Source organism: Aeromonas sp. S19(2024), assembly GCF_041402625.1.
Lineage (GTDB): Bacteria > Pseudomonadota > Gammaproteobacteria > Enterobacterales > Aeromonadaceae > Aeromonas > Aeromonas caviae.
Genome location: NZ_JBGLQU010000016.1, coordinates 1 through 21500, shown reverse-complemented (window position 1 = coordinate 21500; position 21500 = coordinate 1). Strand labels below are relative to the sequence as shown.

The 21500-nt window shown below is 56.0% G+C and carries 19 protein-coding genes and 1 tRNA gene; all 20 read left to right on the top strand.

Annotation, left to right across the window (positions count from 1 at the left end; translation table 11 throughout):
- The first annotated feature begins 104 nt into the window (after positions 1–104).
- Positions 105–1289, top strand: a complete 1185-nt coding sequence (gene tuf, locus ACB037_RS19905; protein ID WP_005306325.1) for an elongation factor Tu — start codon at positions 105–107, stop codon at positions 1287–1289.
- 52 nt (positions 1290–1341) lie between these two features.
- A tRNA-Trp gene (locus tag ACB037_RS19900) sits at positions 1342–1418 on the top strand.
- A 60-nt stretch (positions 1419–1478) separates the two neighbouring features.
- Positions 1479–1850 (top strand): preprotein translocase subunit SecE, encoded by a 372-nt coding sequence (secE, locus tag ACB037_RS19895; RefSeq protein WP_010675960.1) that lies wholly within the window; start codon positions 1479–1481, stop codon positions 1848–1850.
- A 9-nt stretch (positions 1851–1859) separates the two neighbouring features.
- A complete protein-coding gene (gene nusG, locus ACB037_RS19890) occupies positions 1860–2411 on the top strand; it encodes a transcription termination/antitermination protein NusG (RefSeq protein WP_010675959.1) in 552 nt (183 codons plus the stop codon).
- A gap of 134 nt (positions 2412–2545) precedes the next feature.
- Positions 2546–2974 carry a 50S ribosomal protein L11 gene (rplK, locus tag ACB037_RS19885; protein ID WP_005306313.1) on the top strand — a complete coding sequence of 143 codons (429 nt, stop codon included), beginning with the start codon at positions 2546–2548 and terminating at the stop codon, positions 2972–2974.
- A 4-nt stretch (positions 2975–2978) separates the two neighbouring features.
- On the top strand, positions 2979–3680 hold the full coding sequence (gene rplA / locus ACB037_RS19880) for a 50S ribosomal protein L1 (RefSeq protein WP_010675958.1): 702 nt from the start codon (positions 2979–2981) through the stop codon (positions 3678–3680).
- Positions 3681–3936: 256 nt separating this feature from the next.
- The gene (gene rplJ, locus ACB037_RS19875; protein WP_005339895.1) at positions 3937–4437 is read left to right on the top strand and encodes a 50S ribosomal protein L10; all 501 of its coding nucleotides are present in this window, start codon (positions 3937–3939) and stop codon (positions 4435–4437) included.
- Between the two features lie 51 nt (positions 4438–4488).
- Positions 4489–4854, top strand: a complete 366-nt coding sequence (gene rplL / locus ACB037_RS19870; protein ID WP_010675957.1) for a 50S ribosomal protein L7/L12 — start codon at positions 4489–4491, stop codon at positions 4852–4854.
- A gap of 223 nt (positions 4855–5077) precedes the next feature.
- Positions 5078–9106 (top strand): DNA-directed RNA polymerase subunit beta, encoded by a 4029-nt coding sequence (rpoB, locus tag ACB037_RS19865; protein ID WP_010675956.1) that lies wholly within the window; start codon positions 5078–5080, stop codon positions 9104–9106.
- Between the two features lie 91 nt (positions 9107–9197).
- Positions 9198–13502: a DNA-directed RNA polymerase subunit beta' gene (gene rpoC, locus ACB037_RS19860; RefSeq protein ID WP_371175797.1), complete on the top strand. Its 4305-nt coding sequence runs from the start codon at positions 9198–9200 to the stop codon at positions 13500–13502.
- 197 nt (positions 13503–13699) lie between these two features.
- Entirely contained in the window at positions 13700–14416 is a 717-nt protein-coding gene (locus tag ACB037_RS19855; RefSeq protein ID WP_010675954.1) for a transcriptional regulator, read from the top strand.
- 26 nt (positions 14417–14442) lie between these two features.
- Positions 14443–14823 carry a RidA family protein gene (locus ACB037_RS19850; RefSeq protein ID WP_010675953.1) on the top strand — a complete coding sequence of 127 codons (381 nt, stop codon included), beginning with the start codon at positions 14443–14445 and terminating at the stop codon, positions 14821–14823.
- Between the two features lie 86 nt (positions 14824–14909).
- Positions 14910–15302 carry a sulfurtransferase complex subunit TusD gene (tusD, locus tag ACB037_RS19845; RefSeq protein ID WP_043153907.1) on the top strand — a complete coding sequence of 131 codons (393 nt, stop codon included), beginning with the start codon at positions 14910–14912 and terminating at the stop codon, positions 15300–15302.
- 9 nt (positions 15303–15311) lie between these two features.
- Positions 15312–15668 carry a sulfurtransferase complex subunit TusC gene (gene tusC / locus ACB037_RS19840; protein ID WP_029314860.1) on the top strand — a complete coding sequence of 119 codons (357 nt, stop codon included), beginning with the start codon at positions 15312–15314 and terminating at the stop codon, positions 15666–15668.
- 7 nt (positions 15669–15675) lie between these two features.
- Positions 15676–15954: a sulfurtransferase complex subunit TusB gene (gene tusB, locus ACB037_RS19835; protein ID WP_043153905.1), complete on the top strand. Its 279-nt coding sequence runs from the start codon at positions 15676–15678 to the stop codon at positions 15952–15954.
- 181 nt (positions 15955–16135) lie between these two features.
- Positions 16136–16510, top strand: a complete 375-nt coding sequence (gene rpsL, locus ACB037_RS19830) for a 30S ribosomal protein S12 (RefSeq protein WP_005306278.1) — start codon at positions 16136–16138, stop codon at positions 16508–16510.
- Positions 16511–16603: 93 nt separating this feature from the next.
- Entirely contained in the window at positions 16604–17074 is a 471-nt protein-coding gene (gene rpsG / locus ACB037_RS19825) for a 30S ribosomal protein S7 (RefSeq protein ID WP_010675949.1), read from the top strand.
- 75 nt (positions 17075–17149) lie between these two features.
- Positions 17150–19255, top strand: a complete 2106-nt coding sequence (fusA, locus tag ACB037_RS19820; RefSeq protein ID WP_010675948.1) for an elongation factor G — start codon at positions 17150–17152, stop codon at positions 19253–19255.
- A 54-nt stretch (positions 19256–19309) separates the two neighbouring features.
- Positions 19310–20494 carry an elongation factor Tu gene (tuf, locus tag ACB037_RS19815; RefSeq protein ID WP_005306325.1) on the top strand — a complete coding sequence of 395 codons (1185 nt, stop codon included), beginning with the start codon at positions 19310–19312 and terminating at the stop codon, positions 20492–20494.
- A gap of 113 nt (positions 20495–20607) precedes the next feature.
- Positions 20608–21150 carry a D-glycero-beta-D-manno-heptose 1,7-bisphosphate 7-phosphatase gene (gene gmhB / locus ACB037_RS19810; RefSeq protein ID WP_043153901.1) on the top strand — a complete coding sequence of 181 codons (543 nt, stop codon included), beginning with the start codon at positions 20608–20610 and terminating at the stop codon, positions 21148–21150.
- Positions 21151–21500: the final 350 nt, after the last annotated feature.

The window sequence follows — 21500 nt, the reverse complement described above, 5'->3', positions numbered from 1 at the left end:
TGCCAGCACCAACCTCTCTACTCCCCTTGATTCAAATCCATCATATAAACTGTTCTGTGGTTAGCTTGCCACCGCGTACTCAGCGTTAGTTTAGAGGGACGATCATGTCTAAAGAAAAATTTGAGCGTAATAAACCGCACGTTAACGTGGGTACCATCGGCCACGTTGACCACGGTAAAACCACCCTGACCGCCGCCATCACCAACGTGCTGGCCAAGCACTTCGGTGGTAAAGCTTTCGCCTTCGACCAGATCGACAAGGCACCGGAAGAGCGTGAGCGTGGTATCACCATCAACACCTCCCACGTAGAATACGACACTGCAACCCGCCACTACGCCCACGTAGATTGCCCGGGTCACGCCGACTACGTTAAAAACATGATCACCGGTGCTGCCCAGATGGACGGCGCAATCCTGGTAGTAGCAGCGACTGACGGCCCGATGCCGCAGACTCGTGAGCACATCCTGCTGGGTCGTCAGGTAGGCGTTCCGTACATCATCGTGTTCATGAACAAGTGCGACATGGTAGATGACGAAGAGCTGCTGGAACTGGTCGAGATGGAAGTTCGCGAACTGCTGTCCGAGTACGACTTCCCGGGTGATGACCTGCCGGTAGTACGTGGTTCCGCACTGAAAGCGCTGGAAGGCGAAGCTCAGTGGGAAGAGAAGATCCTGGAACTGGCTGGCCACCTGGACACCTACATTCCGGAGCCGGAGCGTGCCATTGACCAGCCGTTCCTGATGCCTATCGAAGACGTCTTCTCCATCGCAGGCCGTGGTACCGTAGTAACCGGTCGTGTAGAGCGCGGTATCGTCAAGGTTGGTGAAGAAGTGGAAATCGTTGGTATCAAAGATACCACCAAGACCACCTGTACCGGCGTTGAAATGTTCCGCAAACTGCTGGACGAAGGTCGTGCAGGTGAGAACGTTGGCGCACTGCTGCGTGGCGTGAAGCGTGAAGACGTAGAGCGTGGTCAGGTACTGGCCAAGCCGGGCACCATCAAGCCGCACACCAAGTTCGAATCCGAAGTGTACGTGCTGTCCAAGGAAGAAGGTGGTCGTCACACCCCGTTCTTCAAGGGCTACCGTCCGCAGTTCTACTTCCGTACTACCGACGTGACCGGTACCATCGAGCTGCCGGAAGGCGTAGAGATGGTCATGCCGGGCGACAACATCAAGATGGTTGTTACCCTGATTGCCCCGATCGCGATGGACGACGGCCTGCGTTTCGCCATCCGTGAAGGTGGCCGTACCGTAGGTGCTGGTGTTGTAGCCAAAGTTATCGCTTAATCTTGGCTTACATAAATAAAGCAAAGCCCCTATAATAGGGGCTTTCTTATGCAGGGGCGTAGTTCGAATTGGTAGAACAGCGGTCTCCAAAACCGATGGTTGCGGGTTCGAGTCCTGCCGCCCCTGCCATATACCTCGTCTCGTACGGGGCTTTTGTGTCTTTGGTTACGTCAGATACAGGTGGGTTGTATGAGTGTTAGTTCTGAGGGTCAGGGCGGAAGCAAGGATACCCTGCTTTGGGGCCTGGTTTTCATCATCCTGGCGGCCGCTGTAGTGGGCAATTACCTGCTGAGCGACGTTATTGCTGCCGTCCGCGCCCTGGGTGTGGTCGTTGTCATCGCTGCTGCCGGTGCAGTGGCCCTGCAAACCACCAAGGGCAAGGCAACACTGGCGTTTGCCCGTGAGTCTCGCCTGGAAGTCCGCAAGGTCGTATGGCCGACCCGTCAGGAAGCCATTCAGACAACCCTGATTGTGCTGGCGGTGACTGCCGTGATGGGGCTGCTGCTGTTCGTGTTGGACGGCGCCTTGGTCTGGTTGGTCAACCTGATTACCGGTGTGTAAGGATAAGCCATGACTGAACAACGTGAACAGCGTATGAGATGGTATGTCGTGCAGGCATTTTCCGGCTACGAAGGCCGTGTTGCCAAATCCCTGCGTGAACATATCAAGATGCATGGCATGGAAGAGCTGTTTGGTGAAGTGCTGGTCCCGACCGAAGAAGTGGTCGAGATGCGTGCTGGCCAGAAGCGCAAGAGTGAGCGCAAATTTTTCCCGGGATACGTCCTGGTCCAGATGGTGATGGATGAAACCACATGGCACCTGGTACGCAATGTACCACGTGTAATGGGTTTCATCGGCGGTACCTCCGATCGCCCTGCTCCTATCTCCGATAAGGAAGCGGATGCCATCCTCAATCGTCTGCAAGATGCCCACGACAAGCCGCGTCCGAAAACCCTGTTTGAACCGGGTGAGATGGTCCGGGTTGCCGATGGTCCGTTCGCCGACTTCAACGGTACCGTTGAAGAGGTGGACTACGAAAAGAGCCGCGTGAAGGTCTCCGTACTGATCTTCGGCCGCTCAACGCCGGTAGAACTGGATTTTGGTCAGGTCGAAAAAGGCTGATTAATCTCTGTACGTTTAACGGTTGTCAGGGGCAGCGATTATCTCTATAATTCGCTGCCCCTTTATTTGTTGGGGAGCCGTTTGCAGGAGCATGTCTCCGAGGCGTTAGAACCCATTTTTGAGGTATTTTTGTAATGGCTAAGAAAGTCACAGCTTATATCAAGCTGCAAGTTAAGGCTGGCAGTGCTAACCCCAGCCCTCCCGTTGGTCCTGCTCTGGGTCAGCACGGTGTGAACATCATGGAATTCTGTAAGGCATTCAACGCCCGTACAGAAAAGCTGGAAAAAGGTTCTCCGACTCCGGTCGTGATCACCGTTTACAGCGACCGTTCCTTCACCTTCGAAACCAAGACTCCGCCCGCTTCCTTCCTGCTGAAGAAAGCCGCTGGTATCCAGTCTGGTTCCGCCAAGCCGAACAAAGACAAGGTTGGTAAGGTGACTGTGGCTCAGCTGCAAGAAATCGCCAAGACCAAAGAGCCGGATATGACTGGTGCCGATCTGGATGCAAAAGTACGTTGCATCGCCGGTTCCGCTCGTTCCATGGGCCTGGTAGTGGAGGAGTAAGACAATGGCTAAACTGTCCAAGCGTATGCGCGTTATTCGCGAAAAAGTTGACGGTACCAAAGAGTACTCCATCAACGAAGCCATTGCCCTGCTGAAAGAACTGGCTACCGCCAAGTTCGTTGAAAGCGTTGACGTTGCCGTTAACCTGGGTATCGATGCTCGTAAATCCGACCAGAACGTACGTGGTGCAACTGTACTGCCGCACGGTACCGGTCGTGACATCCGTGTCGCCGTGTTCACCCAGGGTGCCAATGCCGAAGCCGCCAAGGCTGCCGGTGCTGAACTGGTTGGTATGGACGACCTGGCCGAGCTGGTCAAGAAAGGCGAGATGAACTTCGACGTCGTCATCGCATCCCCGGATGCCATGCGTGTTGTTGGTCAACTGGGTCAAATCCTGGGCCCGCGCGGTCTGATGCCGAACCCGAAAGTGGGTACCGTCACTCCGAACGTAGCCGAAGCCGTCAAGAACGCCAAGGCTGGTCAGGTTCGTTACCGTAACGACAAGAACGGTATCATTCATACCACTCTGGGCAAGGTCTCTTTCAACGAAGTTCAGCTGAAAGAAAACCTGGAAGCGCTGCTGGTTGCCTTGAAGAAGGCCAAGCCGTCCTCCGCCAAGGGTGTATTCATCAAGAAAGTCAGCATCTCCACCACCATGGGTGCCGGTGTTGCCGTAGACCAAGCTTCCCTGGAAGCTCAGGCCTAATTGATGGGTTTTACAAGGCGCAAAATTTAATCTATAATTTTGCGCCTTGATTGGTTGGGGGTTTCGACCTCCGTCCAAGACCGCAGGAGGCCGCAAAGCCTTAATTCTTCCTGCGTAGACGGTGCCGGAAACCCAGCGAGAAAGATTCTTTCTCTTCTGGAATCCTGCTACCGCATCGTTCCCCTCTGTTGTAAAGGTAGGGGGGATGTGTCAGTACTGGGTCAACAGACCCGGATTCAATCCAGGAGTTAAGCCAATGGCATTGGGACTCGAAGACAAAAAGGCAATTGTTGCTGAAGTCAACGAAGCTGCCAAAGGCGCTCTTTCTGCAGTTGTAGCCGATTCTCGCGGCGTCACTGTAGACAAGATGACCGTCCTGCGTAAGACCGCTCGTGAAGCTGGTGTGTACATGCGCGTTGTGCGTAACACCCTGCTGCGTCGCGCGGTAGAAGGTACCGAATACGAGTGCCTGAACGACGCATTTACCGGTCCTACCTTGATTGCTTTCTCTAACGAACACCCGGGCGCTGCCGCTCGTCTGTTCAAAGAGTTTGCCAAAGCGAACCAAAAGTTCGAAATCAAGGCTGGCGCTTTTAACGGTGAGTTTATCGCCGCAGCACAAATTGATCGTCTGGCCACGCTGCCGACTTACGAAGAAGCAATTGCGAAGTTGATGGCTACCATGAAGGAAGCCTCTGCTGGCAAGCTGGTTCGTACTATCGCTGCTGTTCGCGACCAGAAACAAGCTGCTGCTTGATTCTCGCCTATCTAGGCTGTTTGAGTTTATTCAACATCAGGAATTTTTGTCATGTCTATCACTAAAGACCAAATCATCGAAGCCGTTGCTTCCATGTCCGTAATGGAAGTTGTTGAGCTGATCGAAGCTATGGAAGAGAAGTTCGGTGTTTCTGCCGCTGCTGCCGTCATGGCCGGCCCGGCTGCTGCTGAAGCAGTAGAAGAGAAGACCGAGTTCGACGTAGTTCTGACTGCTGCTGGCGCCAACAAAGTTGCCGTCATCAAGGCCGTTCGTGGCGCTACCGGTCTGGGCCTGAAAGAAGCCAAGGACCTGGTAGAAGCTGCTCCGACCAATCTGAAAGAAGCCGTGTCCAAGGACGAAGCTGAAGCTCTGAAGAAAGAGCTGGAAGCTGCCGGTGCTTCTGTTGAGATCAAATAATCTGCATTTATGTAGATTAGCCTGATAAAACAGGCTAAGGCTGGTGAATCTTTATTCACCAGCCTTTTTGCGCTGTAGACTGAGAGTATTTCACACCGTTCACGACTCTCGGTGCACCAGCAATCCGGACCGCCTCATCGTCCGGGCCAACACAAAACGGTGTTGAGACAGAGCTGTCCCGTGGGGACAGAGTGGGTCACTTATCAGCGAGCTGAGGAACCCTATGGTTTACTCTTATACCGAAAAAAAACGCATACGTAAGGACTTCGGTAAGCGAGACCAGGTACTGGACACGCCTTATCTGTTGTCCATTCAGCTGGACTCCTTCAAGCAGTTCATCGAGGCTGACCCGGAAGGTGAGTACGGCCTAGAAGCCGCCTTCCGTAGCGTTTTCCCGATCACCAGTTACTCCGGTAGTGCTGAGCTTCAGTATGTCAGCTATCGCCTGGGTGAGCCGGTATTTGACGTAAAAGAATGCCAGATCCGTGGAGTGACCTACTCCGCGCCGCTGCGTGTCAAGCTTCGTATGGTTCTGTACGACCGTGAAGCAGCTGCCGGCACCGTCAAAGATATCAAGGAACAAGAAGTATACATGGGCGAGATTCCGCTCATGACCGAGAACGGCACCTTTGTCATCAATGGTACCGAACGGGTTATCGTCTCCCAGCTGCACCGCAGCCCGGGCGTCTTCTTCGACCACGATAAAGGCAAAACACATTCATCCGGTAAGGTACTGTATAACGCCCGCGTTATCCCCTACCGTGGCTCCTGGCTGGACTTCGAGTTCGATGCGAAAGACAACCTGTTTGTCCGTATCGACCGTCGTCGCAAACTGCCGGCCTCCATTATTCTGCGCGCCCTGGACTTCAGTTCCGAAGAAATCCTGGCCACCTTCTTCGAGACCATCGGTTTCGAGGTCAAGGATGGCAAGTTGATGATGGATCTGGTGCCCGAGCGCCTGCGTGGCGAGACCGCGACCTTCGACATCATTGCCAATGGCGCCGTGGTGGTTGAAACCGGTCGTCGTGTCACTGCCCGTCACATCCGTCAGCTGGAAAAAGACGGCATCACCCAGATCGAGGTGCCGGTAGAGTATGTTGTTGGCAAAGTTGCAGCCAAGAACTACGCGCACCCGCAGACTGGTGAGATGGTTGTCACTGCCAACCAGGCGCTGAGCCTGGAAGCGGTTGCCAACCTGTCCCAAGCCGGCTTCAAGCACTTCGAGGTTCTGTTCACCAACGAACTGGATCACGGTGCCTACATGTCCGAGACCCTGCGTATCGACTCCAGCTCCAGCCGCCTGGAAGCCCTGGTCGAGATCTATCGCATGATGCGTCCGGGCGAGCCGCCCACTCGCGAAGCGGCCGAGCAGCTGTTCGAGAACCTGTTCTTCTCTTCCGAGCGTTACGACCTGTCTACCGTAGGTCGGATGAAGTTCAACCGCCGTCTGGGTCGTGAAGACGAGACCGGCGTTGGCGTGCTGACCAAAGACGATATCGTCGAGGTCATGAAGCGCCTGATCGACATCCGTAACGGTAACGACGAAGTGGACGATATCGACCACCTGGGTAACCGTCGTATTCGTTCCGTCGGTGAAATGGCCGAGAACCAGTTCCGTGTCGGTCTGGTCCGTGTCGAGCGTGCGGTGAAGGAGCGCCTGTCTCTGGGCGATCTGGACACCCTGATGCCGCAGGATCTGATCAACGCCAAGCCGATCTCCGCCGCGGTCAAAGAGTTCTTCGGTTCCAGCCAGCTGTCCCAGTTCATGGACCAGAACAACCCGCTGTCCGAAGTGACCCACAAGCGCCGTATCTCCGCGCTGGGCCCGGGCGGTCTGACCCGTGAGCGTGCCGGTTTCGAAGTTCGAGACGTACACCCGACCCACTACGGTCGTCTGTGCCCCATCGAAACGCCGGAAGGTCCGAACATCGGTCTGATCAACTCGCTGTCCGTGTATTCCCGCACCAACGAGTACGGTTTCCTCGAGACCCCGTACCGCAAGGTGATCGACGGTGTGATCACCGACGAAGTGGATTACCTGTCTGCGATTGAAGAAGGCAAGTACGTGATCGCACAGGCCAACGCCGCGACCACCGAAGATGGCCGTCTGAAAGATGAATTGATCCCGTGCCGTCACAAAGGTGAATCCACCTTTATGAACGCCGACCAGATCCAGTACATGGACGTGAGCCCGCAACAGATCGTCTCTGTGGCAGCGGCCCTGATCCCGTTCCTGGAACACGATGACGCGAACCGCGCATTGATGGGTTCAAACATGCAACGTCAGGCTGTACCGACCCTGCGCGCTGACAAGCCGCTGGTTGGTACCGGTATGGAACGCGCAGTGGCCGTTGACTCCGGTGTGACCGTAGTGGCCAAGCGTGGCGGCATGATCGACTATGTCGATGCCTCCCGTATCGTTATCAAGGTCAACGAAGATGAGCTGCTGCCTGGCGAAGCCGGCATCGACATCTACAGCCTGACCAAATACACCCGTTCCAACCAGAACACCTGTATCAACCAGCGTCCGTGCGTGATGTTGGGTGAGCCGGTGATGGCGGGCGACGTACTGGCTGACGGCCCGTCCACCGATCTCGGTGAACTGGCGCTGGGTCAGAACCTGCGCGTCGCGTTCATGCCGTGGAACGGTTACAACTTCGAAGACTCGATCCTGGTGAACGAGCGTGTTGTTCAGGAAGATCGCCTGACCACCATTCACATCCAGGAACTGGCCTGTATCTCCCGTGACACCAAGCTGGGTCCGGAAGAGATCACTGCTGACATCCCGAACGTGGGTGAAGCCGCTCTGTCCAAGCTGGACGAGTCCGGCATCGTCTACGTGGGTGCGGAAGTGAAGGGCGGCGATATTCTGGTCGGCAAGGTGACTCCGAAAGGTGAAACCCAGCTGACCCCGGAAGAGAAGCTGCTGCGCGCCATCTTCGGTGAGAAGGCGTCCGACGTGAAGGACTCCTCCCTGCGTGTACCGAACGGTGTGTACGGTACCGTGGTTGACGTGCAGGTCTTTACCCGCGATGGCGTGGAAAAAGACAAGCGCGCCAAAGAAATCGAAGAGATGCAGTTGAAGGAAGCGAAGAAGGACTTGACCGAAGAGTTCAAGATCCTGGAAGACGGCATTTTCGGCCGTTCCCGCAACCTGCTGCTGGCCGCCGGTTACAGCGAAGATCGTCTGAACAAGCTCGATCGTTCCAAGTGGTTTGAGCTGGCCATCGAAGATGAAGCCAAGCAAATCGAGCTGGAGCAGATCGCTGAACAGCACGTTGAGCTGAAGGCCGAGTTCGACAAGAAATTCGAGAACAAGCGTCGCAAGATCATCCAGGGCGATGACTTGGCGCCGGGCGTATTGAAGATCGTCAAGGTCTATCTGGCCGTCAAGCGTCGCATCCAGCCGGGTGACAAGATGGCGGGCCGTCACGGTAACAAGGGTGTTATCTCCAAGATCTGTCCGGTCGAGGATATGCCCCATGACGAGTACGGCCGTCCGGTCGACATCGTACTGAACCCGCTGGGTGTACCGTCTCGTATGAACATCGGTCAGATCCTCGAAGTGCACCTGGGCCTCGCGGCCAAGGGCATCGGCGAGAAGATCGACCGCATGATCAAAGAACAGCGCGAGCTGCACGAGATGCGCGAGTTCCTGCAACAGGTCTATGACCTGGGCGAGAAGGACTCCCAGCAAGTGAACATTGCCGAGCTGTCTGACGACGACGTGCGTACCCTGGTGGGTAACCTGCGTAAGGGTCTGCCGGTGGCTACACCTGTCTTTGATGGCGCCAAAGAGCGCGAAATCAAAGCCTTGCTGAAGCTGGCCGATCTGCCGGAATCCGGTCAGATCTCCCTGTTCGACGGTCGTACCGGTAACGCCTTCGAGCGCAAGGTCACCGTGGGTTACATGTACATGCTGAAGCTGAACCACCTGGTAGACGACAAGATGCACGCGCGTTCTACCGGTTCCTACAGCCTGGTTACCCAGCAGCCGCTGGGTGGTAAGGCGCAGTTCGGTGGTCAGCGGTTCGGTGAGATGGAAGTGTGGGCCCTGGAGGCTTACGGTGCGGCATATACCCTGCAGGAAATGCTGACCGTCAAGTCTGACGATGTGAACGGCCGTACCAAGATGTACAAGAACATCGTGGATGGCGACCACCGTATGGAGCCGGGCATGCCCGAATCCTTCAACGTATTGCTGAAGGAAATCCGCTCTCTGGGTATCAACATCGAGCTGGACGAAGAGTAAGAGCTCGCTCTTATTGTTCGAGAATTGACGTGGGCGCCCCGCTGTTTCGGCAGCCGGGGCGCCGAGGTTAGACTCCTGACAGGGGAAACACGTGAAAGACTTACTCAAGTTTTTGAAGGCTCAGACCAAGACCGAAGAGTTTGACAGTATCAAGATCGGTCTGGCCTCTCCTGACATGATCCGCTCCTGGTCATTCGGTGAGGTCAAAAAGCCTGAGACCATCAACTACCGGACTTTCAAGCCGGAGCGTGATGGTCTGTTCTGCGCCCGTATCTTCGGACCGGTGAAGGACTACGAGTGTCTGTGCGGCAAGTACAAGCGCCTGAAACACCGTGGTGTGATCTGCGAGAAGTGCGGTGTAGAAGTGACCCAGACCAAGGTCCGTCGTGAGCGCATGGGCCACATCGAGCTGGCCAGCCCGACTGCCCACATCTGGTTCCTGAAGTCCCTGCCGTCCCGTATCGGCCTGCTGCTGGACATGACCCTGCGTGACATCGAGCGCGTGCTGTATTTCGAATCCTATGTAGTGATCGAACCCGGCATGACCAACCTCGAGCGCAGCCAGATGCTGTCCGAAGAGAACTATCTGGACGCACTGGAAGAGTGGGGCGACGAATTCGACGCCAAGATGGGTGCCGAGGCCATTCTGGCCCTGCTGCGTGCCATCGATCTGGAAGGCGAAGTCAAAGCCATGCGTGAGGAGCTGGATCAGACCAACTCCGAGACCAAGCGCAAGAAGACCACCAAGCGTCTGAAGCTGATGGAAGCCTTCCTGCAATCCGGCAACAAGCCGGAGTGGATGATCATGACAGTGCTGCCCGTGCTGCCGCCGGACCTGCGTCCGCTGGTACCGCTGGACGGCGGCCGTTTCGCGACCTCCGATCTGAACGATCTGTACCGTCGCGTGATCAACCGTAACAACCGCTTGAAGCGTCTGCTGGACCTGGCTGCGCCGGACATCATCGTGCGCAACGAAAAGCGCATGCTGCAAGAGTCCGTGGATGCCCTGCTGGACAACGGCCGTCGTGGTCGTGCCATCACCGGTTCCAACAAGCGCCCGCTGAAATCCCTGGCCGACATGATCAAGGGTAAGCAAGGTCGTTTCCGTCAGAACCTGCTGGGTAAGCGTGTCGACTACTCTGGTCGTTCCGTAATCACCGTAGGTCCGACCCTGCGTCTGCATCAGTGCGGTCTGCCGAAGAAGATGGCACTTGAGCTGTTCAAGCCCTTCATCTACGGCAAGCTGGAATCCCGCGGTCTGGCGACCACCATCAAGGCCGCCAAGAAGATGGTGGAGCGCGAAGAAGCAGTCGTCTGGGACATCCTGGACGAAGTGATCCGCGAACACCCGGTTCTGCTGAACCGTGCACCGACCCTGCACCGTCTGGGTATCCAGGCGTTTGAACCGACCCTGATCGAAGGCAAGGCCATCCAGCTGCACCCGCTGGTTTGTGCTGCGTATAACGCGGACTTCGACGGTGACCAGATGGCGGTCCACGTACCGCTGACCCTGGAAGCCCAGCTGGAAGCGCGCGCCCTGATGATGTCCACCAACAACATCCTGTCGCCTGCCTCCGGTGAGCCGATCATCGTTCCTTCCCAGGACGTGGTCTTGGGTCTGTACTACATGACCCGTGCCCGTATCAACGCCAAGGGCGAAGGTATGGTGCTGTCCGGTCCTAAAGAGGCCGAGAAGGTCTACCGTGCCGGTCTGGCTGACCTGCATGCTCGCGTCAAGTGCCGCATCACCGAGTACGTGAAGAACGAAGCCGGTGAGCTGGTTGCCAAGACCGAGATGAAGAACACCACCGTTGGTCGTGCGATCCTGAGCCTGATCCTGCCCAAAGGCATGGAGTACGCGCTGATTGACGAGCCCAAGGTACTGACTGCTGCAGAGCAGGCTGACCTGGACGCCAACCCGCAGAACTGGATCAAGTGCGTCTCCAACAAGGCGCTGGGCAAAAAGCTCATCTCCCGTCTGCTGAATACCTGCTATCGCAAGCAGGGCCTGAAGGATACCGTCATCTTCGCTGACCAGCTGATGTATACCGGTTTCCACTACGCGGCCCTGTCCGGTGCCTCTGTTGGTATCGATGACATGGTCATCCCGGATGCCAAGAAAGACATCATCGCTGCTGCAGAAGCCGAAGTCGCCGAGATCCAGGACCAGTTCCTGTCCGGTCTGGTGACCGCGGGCGAACGTTATAACAAGGTTATCGATATCTGGGCCAGCGCGAACGATCGCGTCTCCAAGGCCATGATGGACAACCTTTCCAAGGAGCGTAACGTCAACTCCCTGGGCGATGAGGAAGAGCAAGCCTCCTTCAACAGCATCTTCATGATGGCCGACTCTGGTGCGCGGGGCTCCGCCGCCCAGATCCGTCAGCTGGCCGGTATGCGTGGCCTGATGGCGAAGCCGGATGGCTCCATCATCGAAACGCCGATCGTGGCGAACTTCCGTGAAGGTCTGAACGTACTGCAGTACTTCATCTCCACTCACGGTGCTCGTAAAGGTCTGGCGGATACCGCACTGAAGACAGCGAACTCCGGTTACCTGACCCGTCGTCTGGTTGACGTGGCCCAGGACATGGTGATCACCGAGGACGATTGCGGCACTACCGACGGTCTGTGGATGACTCCGCTGATCGAGGGTGGCGACGTGGTCGAGCCGCTGCGTGAGCGCGTGCTGGGTCGTGTGGTGGCCGAAGACGTGATCAAGCCGGGTACCGAGGATGAAGTGCTGGTAGCGCGCAACACCCTGCTCGACGAGCAGCTGTGTGACCTGCTGGAGCGCAACTCCGTCGACCGCGTGAAGGTACGTTCTGCCATCACCTGTGAGACCGACTTCGGTAACTGTGCTCACTGCTACGGCCGTGATCTGGCCCGTGGTCACCTGGTTAACAAGGGTGAGGCTGTCGGTGTTATCGCCGCTCAGTCCATCGGTGAACCGGGCACCCAGCTGACGATGCGTACCTTCCACATCGGTGGTGCCGCATCCCGAGCGGCTGCCGAGAGCAGCATCCAGGTGAAGAACACCGGTAGCATCAAGTTGCAGAACGCCAAGTTCGTTCTGAACAACTCTGACAAGCTGGTTATCACCTCCCGTTCTACCGAGCTGACCATCATGGACGAGATGGGCCGTACCAAGGAAAGCCACAAGCTGCCTTACGGTTCCGTGCTGGAAGTGAAGGATGGCGAAGCGGTGAACGCCGGTGATACCGTCGCGAACTGGGACCCGCACACCCACCCGATCATCACCGAAGTGGCGGGTCGCCTGCACTTCGAACACATGATCGACGGTGTGACCATCACTCGTCAGACCGACGAGCTGACCGGTCTCTCTTCCATCGTCGTGCTGGATGTCAACGAGCGTCCGAGCGCCGGTAAAGAGATGCGCCCGACCGTGAAACTGGTCGATCTGAACGGCAAGGATGTGATGATCCCGGGCACCGACGTTCCCGCCCAGTACTTCCTGCCGGGCAAGGCGATCGTGAACCTGGAAGATGGTGCCAACGTGGGCGTGGGTGATGCGGTTGCGCGTATCCCGCAAGAGTCCAGCGGTACCAAGGACATCACCGGTGGTCTGCCGCGCGTTGCGGATCTGTTCGAAGCACGTCAGCCGAAAGAGCCGGCCATCCTGGCCGAGATCTCCGGTACCATCTCCTTCGGGAAAGAGACCAAGGGCAAACGCCGTCTGGTCATCACCCCGACCGATGGTGGCGAGATCTACGAAGAGATGATTCCGAAATGGCGTCACCTCAACGTGTTCGAAGGTGAAAAAGTTGAGAGGGGTGAAGTGCTGGCGGACGGTCCCGAGTCTGCTCATGACATCCTGCGTCTGCGCGGTATCAGCCCGGTCGCCAACTACATCGCCAACGAAGTGCAGGACGTTTACCGTCTGCAAGGCGTTAAGATCAACGACAAGCACATCGAAGTCATCGTGCGTCAGATGCTTCGCAAGTGCGAGATCCTGAGCGCTGGCGACACCGACCTGATCGAAGGTGAGCAGGTTGAAGTGGCCCGTGTGAAGATTGCCAACCGTAAACTGGTTGCCGAAGGCAAGACCCCGGCTACCTACCGTCATATCCTGATGGGTATTACCAAGGCATCTCTGAGCACCGAGTCCTTCATCTCCGCGGCTTCCTTCCAGGAGACCACCCGCGTGCTGACCGAAGCAGCCGTGGGTGGCAAGCGTGATGAACTGCGCGGCCTGAAAGAGAACGTGATCGTGGGTCGTCTGATCCCGGCTGGTACCGGCTTTGCCTACCACCACAGCCGTATCAACCAGCGTGCCGCCGCAGCCCGTGCTGTCGGTGTGCCGCAGGTGACTGCCGATGAAGCTCAGCAAAACCTGGCGGATCTGCTCAACGCAGCCGGCAGTTTTGACGAAGAGTAATCTTCCGCTGCAGTGATCGAAAAGGGCCCCTTCTAGGGGCCCTTTTTTTATTTCCCATCCGGCGCCCAGCGTGCACTGGGCTGGGGCAGGGGGATGATCCAGTGCAAGGTTATAGAGCAAAAAATCAAAAAAAGTTGACATTGCCCCGTCGCAACTGAAAACTCGGGAAAGTTGAATGGGTATTACAGGGGTAGAACATGGCTGTCGGTATCGAGGAAGTACTGCTTCCCGAAGAGCAACTGAGCGGTCGCGCTTTTACAGACGAAGACAGGGAGCTGTTGCGTTCATATGGGGGCCTTATCGAAGGCCTGGCCGATCTGTTCGGCAAGCACTGCGAGGTGGTGCTCCACTCCCTGGAAAATCTGCATGAGTCCGTGATCCAAATAGCGAATGGTTTCAATACGGGTCGCACTCTGGGGGCGCCGATCACCGATCTCGCCCTGCGGATGCTCAAGGATATCGAGAGCACGGGTCAGGATCACACCCAGAGTTATTTTGCCCGCAGTCGGACCGGTGCCTTGATGAAGTCGAGCACCATCGCCATCCGTAACCGCGACAAGCAGGTGATCGGCCTTATCTGCATCAACCTGCACATCAATGCACCTTTCCACGAGTTCGTGGCCGAATTCTTCCCGACGCCACAGCAGGTGGAGCGGCAATCACCGGAGACCTTCGCCAACAGCGTCGAAGAGCTGGTTGCCCAGACGGTGGACAACACCATCGACGAGATCAATCGTGATCCCTCCGTGGCCAACAATGCCAAGAACCGTTTTATCGTGACCCAGTTGTTCGAGAAGGGCATATTTGATATCAAGGATTCGATCAACCTGGTCGCCGACAAGCTGAATATTTCCAAACATACCGTGTATCTCTACATCCGACAGCGCAAGCAGGGTGAAGAAGAGAGCGAGTAAGCGCCATAGATAGGGGATAGATAACAATGGCTAAAGAAGTGATTGCAACCGACAAGGCGCCTGCCGCAATTGGCCCTTATGTCCAGGCTACCAAGCTGGGTGAGCTGGTCTTTACCTCCGGGCAGATCCCGCTCGATCCGGCCACCATGGACATCGTTGCCGGTGGCATCGAGGCTCAGGCAGAGCAGGTGATGAAGAATCTGGTCGCAGTCTTGAAAGCCGCAGGGGCCGATACCAGCAAGGTACTGAAGACCACCTGCTTCCTGAGTGACATGAACAACTTCGTGGCCTTCAACCAGGTGTATGCCCGCTACTTTGGCGAATCCGCTCCGGCACGTTCCTGCGTGGAGGTCGCTCGTCTGCCCAAGGATGTGCTGGTCGAAGTCGAAGCCATCGCTTACGTCTGAGCCTGTTTCATTGCAAAAGCCCCTCCCAGGAGGGGCTTTTGCGTCTATGAGGTAGAATGGATGCACCGCTGTGCAGGAGTGCGATCATGAGTCTGAATTTTGCTCTGCTGGTCACCGGGCCCGCCTATGGCACCCAGACGGCCAGCACGGCCTATCGTTTTGCCCTGAGTCTGGTCGAGCAGGGACACCGCTTGTCCCACCTCTTCTTCTATCAGGAGGGGGTGTGCAATGCCAATGGCCTCCATACGCCAGCCAGCGATGAGACCGACCTGGTGGCGTTGTGGCGCGAGTTGGCCATCCAGCAGGGCATCCGTATCGATGTGTGTGTGGCTGCGGCCATGCGCCGTGGCGTGCTGGATGAGCAGGAGGCCAAGGGAATGGGACGGGAGCATTTCAATCTGGAAGCACCATTCTGCCTGAGCGGGCTCGGTCAGTTGGCGGAAGCCGCACTGACCGCTGATCGCTTCGTTCAGTTCTAGGGGGACAAAATGACCAGAATAGCGTTTATCTCACGGCGTGGTCCCCATGGTTCGGCGAGTGGTCGGGAGGGGCTGGATGCTCTGCTGGCCACCTCTGCATTGACGGAGTCCCTGGCACTCTTTCTGGTGGGGGATGGCGTAATGCAACTGGTGAGGGAGCAATCACCACACGCCATATTGCAGCGTCACTACGCCCCGACCTTCAAGATGCTGGAACTGTATGACATCGAGGAGATCTATGTCTGTGCGGTGTCACTGGCTGAGCGAGGACTGACGGCGGCGGATCTGCTAATCCCAGTTATTCCGCTCTCTCCTGCGGAAATTCGCCGTAGCTGGGCGGGTTTCACCACCCACATCTGCTTCTGAGGTGTCCGTGATACAGCTGATATTGAACTCTCCCTTCATGAGCCAGGATCTCGAGTTGGCGTTGCGTTACCGCATGGAAGGGGATCTGGTGGTGTTGATGCAGGATGCCGTGATGGCGGCGGCTGCCCCCGGGTGGTGCGAGCGCTTGGCAGACGTCCCCCTTTACGTCATGAAGGAAGACCTGCAAGCGAGAGGCTTGTCATCCGGGATCGGGATGGAACTCGATATGCCGGGTTTGATCAGGTTGATCGCCGAGCACGGATCACCGCAGACCTGGGGCGGTTAGACTTGGTTTTCCTTTTTATCTCAGTTGCTTAGCATAATGTCATTCGACTGTCATTTGCCATTTCGGTGTGCAAATTGTATAAATCTTGACTCCCCAGACAACAGGGCATAAAATTTCGCGTCCCCGTATCTGCGGGGAGGATTTTTCACACGTTTATGAAGTCATTATCAGGAGCCTTTTGATGGCAACTATTAACCAGTTGGTTCGCAAGCCACGCATCAAGCTCGTTGTGAAAAGCAACGTGCCGGCGCTGGAAGCGTGCCCTCAGAAGCGTGGCGTATGCACCCGTGTATACACCACCACCCCGAAGAAGCCTAACTCTGCACTGCGTAAAGTATGCCGTGTACGTCTGACCAACGGCTTCGAAGTCACCTCCTACATCGGTGGTGAAGGTCACAACCTGCAAGAGCACTCTGTTGTTCTGATCCGTGGCGGTCGTGTAAAAGACTTGCCAGGTGTTCGTTATCACACCGTTCGTGGTGCGTTGGACTGTGCCGGTGTTAAAGACCGTAAGCAGGCTCGCTCCAAGTATGGCGTGAAGCGTCCGAAAGCTTAATGGTTCTCCGTTAAGTAAGGCCAAACGTTAATTCGTTTCTAGTTAGATAACTTTCTAGTTTTGGGTAACCCCTGAAGTTACGGAGAATTTGAAATGCCAAGACGTCGTGTTGTTGGTCAGCGTAAAATCCTGCCGGATCCCAAGTTCGGATCTGAGCTGCTGGCTAAATTTGTCAACGTAGTAATGGTTGACGGTAAGAAATCTGTTGCAGAAGCCATCGTATATGGCGCCCTGGACATCATTGCCACCAAATCTGGCAAAGAGCACCTGGCCCTGTTCGAAGTCGCTCTGGACAACATTCGTCCGGCGGTCGAGGTTAAATCTCGTCGCGTCGGTGGTGCAACCTATCAGGTGCCGGTAGAAGTTCGTCCGGTACGTCGCAATGCTCTGGCAATGCGCTGGTTGGTTGATGCCGCTCGTAAACGTGGTGAAAAATCAATGGCTCAGCGTTTGGCTGGCGAGCTGCTGGATGCCGCTGACAATAAGGGTTCGTCTGTCAAGAAACGTGAAGACGTTCACCGTATGGCTGAAGCGAACAAGGCCTTCGCTCACTTCCGCTGGTAATCCGCTTGCGCAGGGTCTTCTGACTCTGCGCACCTTTAATTATCTGGGGACAAGCGCCCTAGTAAGAGGATGACAATGGCTCGTACAACCCCCATTGAGCGTTATCGTAATATCGGTATCTCCGCTCACATCGACGCCGGTAAGACTACTACTACCGAGCGCGTTCTGTTTTACACCGGTGTAAGTCACAAGATCGGTGAAGTTCACGATGGCGCCGCCACCATGGACTGGATGGAACAGGAACAAGAGCGTGGTATCACCATCACCTCCGCCGCGACCACCGCTTTCTGGTCCGGTATGGGTAAACAGTTCCAACCGCACCGTATCAACATCATCGATACCCCGGGCCACGTTGACTTTACTATCGAAGTAGAGCGTTCCATGCGTGTTCTGGATGGCGCCGTGATGGTGTACTGTGCCGTAGGTGGCGTACAGCCCCAGTCTGAAACCGTATGGCGTCAGGCTAACAAGTACAAGGTTCCCCGTATTGCGTTCGTCAACAAGATGGACCGTACCGGTGCCAACTTCCTGCGCTGCGTTGAGCACATCAAGACCCGTCTGAAAGGTAACCCGGTTCCTCTGCAACTGAACATCGGTTCCGAAGAGAACTTCAAGGGCGTTATCGACCTGGTCAAGATGAAAGCCATCAACTGGAGCGAAGCTGACCAGGGCGTATCCTTCGACTACGAAGACGTCCCGGCTGAGCTGCTGGAACAGGCGCAAGAAATGCGCATGAACCTGGTTGAAGCCGCTGCTGAAGCGTCTGAAGACCTGATGGAAAAATACCTGGGTGGTGAAGAACTGACTGAAGAAGAGATCAAGAAAGCTCTGCGTCAGCGTGTTCTGAACAACGAAATCATCCTGGTTACCTGTGGCTCCGCGTTCAAGAACAAGGGCGTACAGGCCATGCTGGATGCCGTGGTCGAGTACCTGCCGGCTCCGACCGACGTTGCTGCTATCGACGGTCTGAAGCTGGATGGCGAGACCAAGGACGAGCGTCACGCTTCCGATGACGAGCCGTTCTCTGCTCTGGCATTCAAGATTGCTACCGACCCGTTCGTGGGCAACCTGACCTTCTTCCGTGTTTACTCCGGTGTGGTCAACTCCGGTGACTCCGTGCTGAACTCCGTTAAAGAGAAGCGCGAGCGTTTCGGCCGTATCGTTCAGATGCACGCCAACAAGCGTGAAGAGATCAAAGAAGTTCGCGCAGGCGACATCGCTGCTGCCATCGGCCTGAAGGACGTCACCACCGGTGACACCCTGTGTGACGAAAGCGCACCGATCATCCTGGAGCGTATGGAATTCCCGGAACCGGTAATCTCCATCGCCGTTGAGCCGAAATCCAAGGCTGACCAAGAGAAGATGGGCCTGGCTCTGGGCCGTCTGGCTCAGGAAGACCCGTCCTTCCGCGTATGGACCGACGAAGAATCTGGCCAAACCATCATCGCCGGTATGGGTGAGCTGCACCTGGACATCATCGTTGACCGTATGCGTCGCGAGTTCAAGGTAGAAGCCAACGTAGGTAAGCCGCAGGTTGCCTACCGTGAAACCATCCGCAACACCGTCAAGGACATCGAAGGCAAGCATGCCAAGCAGTCCGGTGGTCGTGGTCAGTACGGTCACGTCGTTATCGACATGTACCCGCTGGAAGAAGGCAAAGCCTACGAATTCGTCAACGACATCAAGGGTGGCGTGATTCCGGGCGAATTCATCCCGGGTGTTGACAAGGGTATCCGCGAGCAGCTGAAGTCCGGCCCGCTGGCAGGCTATCCGGTAATGGATCTGGGTGTGCGTCTGCACTTCGGTTCCTACCACGATGTCGACTCTTCCGAACTGGCGTTCAAGATCGCTGCTTCTCTGGCGTTCAAGGCTGGCTTCATGAAGGCCAACCCGGTACTGCTCGAACCGATCATGAAGGTCGAAGTCGAGACTCCGGAAGACTACATGGGCGACGTGATCGGTGACCTGAACCGTCGTCGCGGCCTGATCGAAGGCATGGAAGATGGCCCGTCCGGCAAGATCGTACGTGCGCTGGTGCCGCTGGCCGAAATGTTCGGTTACGCCACCTCCCTGCGTTCTGCTACCCAGGGTCGTGCTTCCTACGCCATGGAATTCGCCAAGTATCACGATGCCCCGACCAACGTCGCCCAGGCCGTGATCGAAGAGCGCAAATCCAAGTAATTTAAGATTCCCCGCCTACGACGGTAGGCGGGTTTAACCTAGAAGGACTACGTCGTGTCTAAAGAAAAATTTGAGCGTAATAAACCGCACGTAAACGTCGGCACCATCGGCCACGTTGACCACGGTAAAACCACCCTGACCGCCGCCATCACCAACGTGCTGGCCAAGCACTTCGGTGGTAAAGCTTTCGCCTTCGACCAGATTGACAAGGCGCCGGAAGAGCGTGAGCGTGGTATCACCATCAACACCTCCCACGTAGAATACGACACCGCTACCCGCCACTACGCCCACGTAGACTGCCCGGGTCACGCCGACTACGTTAAAAACATGATCACCGGTGCTGCCCAGATGGACGGCGCGATCCTGGTAGTAGCAGCGACGGACGGCCCGATGCCGCAGACTCGTGAGCACATCCTGCTGGGTCGTCAGGTAGGCGTTCCGTACATCATCGTGTTCATGAACAAGTGTGACATGGTAGATGACGAAGAGCTGCTGGAACTGGTTGAGATGGAAGTTCGCGAACTGCTGTCCGAGTACGACTTCCCGGGTGATGACCTGCCGGTAGTACGTGGTTCCGCACTGAAAGCGCTGGAAGGCGAAGCTCAGTGGGAAGAGAAGATCCTGGAACTGGCTGGCCACCTGGACACCTACATTCCGGAACCGGAGCGTGCCATCGACCAGCCGTTCCTGATGCCTATCGAAGACGTTTTCTCCATCGCAGGCCGTGGTACCGTAGTAACCGGTCGTGTAGAGCGCGGTATCGTCAAGGTTGGTGAAGAAGTGGAAATCGTTGGTATCAAAGATACCACCAAGACCACCTGTACCGGCGTTGAAATGTTCCGCAAACTGCTGGACGAAGGTCGTGCAGGTGAGAACGTTGGCGCACTGCTGCGTGGCGTGAAGCGTGAAGACGTAGAGCGTGGTCAGGTACTGGCCAAGCCGGGCACCATCAAGCCGCACACCAAGTTCGAATCCGAAGTGTACGTGCTGTCCAAAGAAGAAGGTGGTCGTCACACCCCGTTCTTCAAGGGCTACCGTCCGCAGTTCTACTTCCGTACTACCGACGTGACCGGTACCATCGAACTGCCGGAAGGCGTAGAGATGGTAATGCCGGGCGACAACATCAAGATGGTTGTTACCCTGATTGCCCCGATCGCGATGGACGACGGCCTGCGTTTCGCCATCCGTGAAGGTGGCCGTACCGTAGGTGCTGGTGTTGTAGCTAAAGTTATCGCTTAATCGATACTTTATATGCACACATAAAAGGGGTGGCTTCGGCCACCCCTTTTACTTTTGGGGCTTTAAATGGCTTGTGAGATACTTTTGCGAAATCATCTATAGAGGTAGTTGCTGTGAGTAAACCCGCCATTTTTCTGGATCGCGATGGTGTCATCAACAAAGACACGGGTTATGTCAGCCAGGTTGATGACTTCCATTTTCTGCCCGGGGCGATTGAGGCGATGCAATTGCTGAAGAAAAAAGGCTATTTGCTGGTCGTGGTGACCAACCAATCCGGCATTGCCCGTGGTTACTTCACTGAAGATGACTTCATGAACCTGACCGAGTGGATGGATTGGTCATTGGCCGATCGCGATGTGGATCTCGATGGTATCTACTTCTGCCCCCATCACCCGAACCACGGTGCCCCCTGCGACTGCCGCAAACCCGAACCGGGTATGTTGTTGCTTGCCCAGCGGGAGCTCGGTATCGATATGAGCCGCTCTTATATGGTGGGTGACAAACCTTCAGACTTGAAGGCGGCCATCAATGCCAAGGTCGGTCACAAGATAATGGTCAGAACGGGTAAGCCGATTACTGATGCGGGGATTGAACTGGCCGATGCCATCTACGACAACCTGCATGATTTTGCCGTTGCAGCACCTGTCGCAGGCTGATTTCGCTGGATTAAGATGCTTTTTGGTGGCTTTGTGAGCGATTGAACGATGGAAGCCATCTTTTTGCAATTATCCCCTTGCCAGAACGAATTCGCTCCCTATAATGCGCCTCCATCGACAGAGCAAGCAGCAACGCAAACCCTGAGTCGATAGCCTCGAAAAGCCTTTGAAAATAAGGCTTGACTCGAGAAGGCGGTTGAGTAGAATGCCACTCCCGCAGCAGCCAAAAGCTGCGTCGATCTTTAACAATTTGAATCAAGCAATCTGTGTGGGCACTCACAGCATCGAGCATCAAAAACAATTTTTGATATCAATGTCTGATGAAGTGACCAAAGCAACGAAAGTTGCAG

What these genes read in the sequence shown, in the direction of transcription:
- tuf (WP_005306325.1), top strand. Translation starts at nt 105, where the DNA reads ATGTCTAAAGAAAAATTTGAGCGTAATAAACCGCACGTTAACGTGGGT.
- secE (WP_010675960.1), top strand. Translation starts at nt 1,479, where the DNA reads ATGAGTGTTAGTTCTGAGGGTCAGGGCGGAAGCAAGGATACCCTGCTT.
- nusG (WP_010675959.1), top strand. Translation starts at nt 1,860, where the DNA reads ATGACTGAACAACGTGAACAGCGTATGAGATGGTATGTCGTGCAGGCA.
- rplK (WP_005306313.1), top strand. Translation starts at nt 2,546, where the DNA reads ATGGCTAAGAAAGTCACAGCTTATATCAAGCTGCAAGTTAAGGCTGGC.
- rplA (WP_010675958.1), top strand. Translation starts at nt 2,979, where the DNA reads ATGGCTAAACTGTCCAAGCGTATGCGCGTTATTCGCGAAAAAGTTGAC.
- rplJ (WP_005339895.1), top strand. Translation starts at nt 3,937, where the DNA reads ATGGCATTGGGACTCGAAGACAAAAAGGCAATTGTTGCTGAAGTCAAC.
- rplL (WP_010675957.1), top strand. Translation starts at nt 4,489, where the DNA reads ATGTCTATCACTAAAGACCAAATCATCGAAGCCGTTGCTTCCATGTCC.
- rpoB (WP_010675956.1), top strand. Translation starts at nt 5,078, where the DNA reads ATGGTTTACTCTTATACCGAAAAAAAACGCATACGTAAGGACTTCGGT.
- ACB037_RS19855 (WP_010675954.1), top strand. Translation starts at nt 13,700, where the DNA reads ATGGCTGTCGGTATCGAGGAAGTACTGCTTCCCGAAGAGCAACTGAGC.
- ACB037_RS19850 (WP_010675953.1), top strand. Translation starts at nt 14,443, where the DNA reads ATGGCTAAAGAAGTGATTGCAACCGACAAGGCGCCTGCCGCAATTGGC.
- tusD (WP_043153907.1), top strand. Translation starts at nt 14,910, where the DNA reads ATGAGTCTGAATTTTGCTCTGCTGGTCACCGGGCCCGCCTATGGCACC.
- tusC (WP_029314860.1), top strand. Translation starts at nt 15,312, where the DNA reads ATGACCAGAATAGCGTTTATCTCACGGCGTGGTCCCCATGGTTCGGCG.
- rpsL (WP_005306278.1), top strand. Translation starts at nt 16,136, where the DNA reads ATGGCAACTATTAACCAGTTGGTTCGCAAGCCACGCATCAAGCTCGTT.
- rpsG (WP_010675949.1), top strand. Translation starts at nt 16,604, where the DNA reads ATGCCAAGACGTCGTGTTGTTGGTCAGCGTAAAATCCTGCCGGATCCC.
- fusA (WP_010675948.1), top strand. Translation starts at nt 17,150, where the DNA reads ATGGCTCGTACAACCCCCATTGAGCGTTATCGTAATATCGGTATCTCC.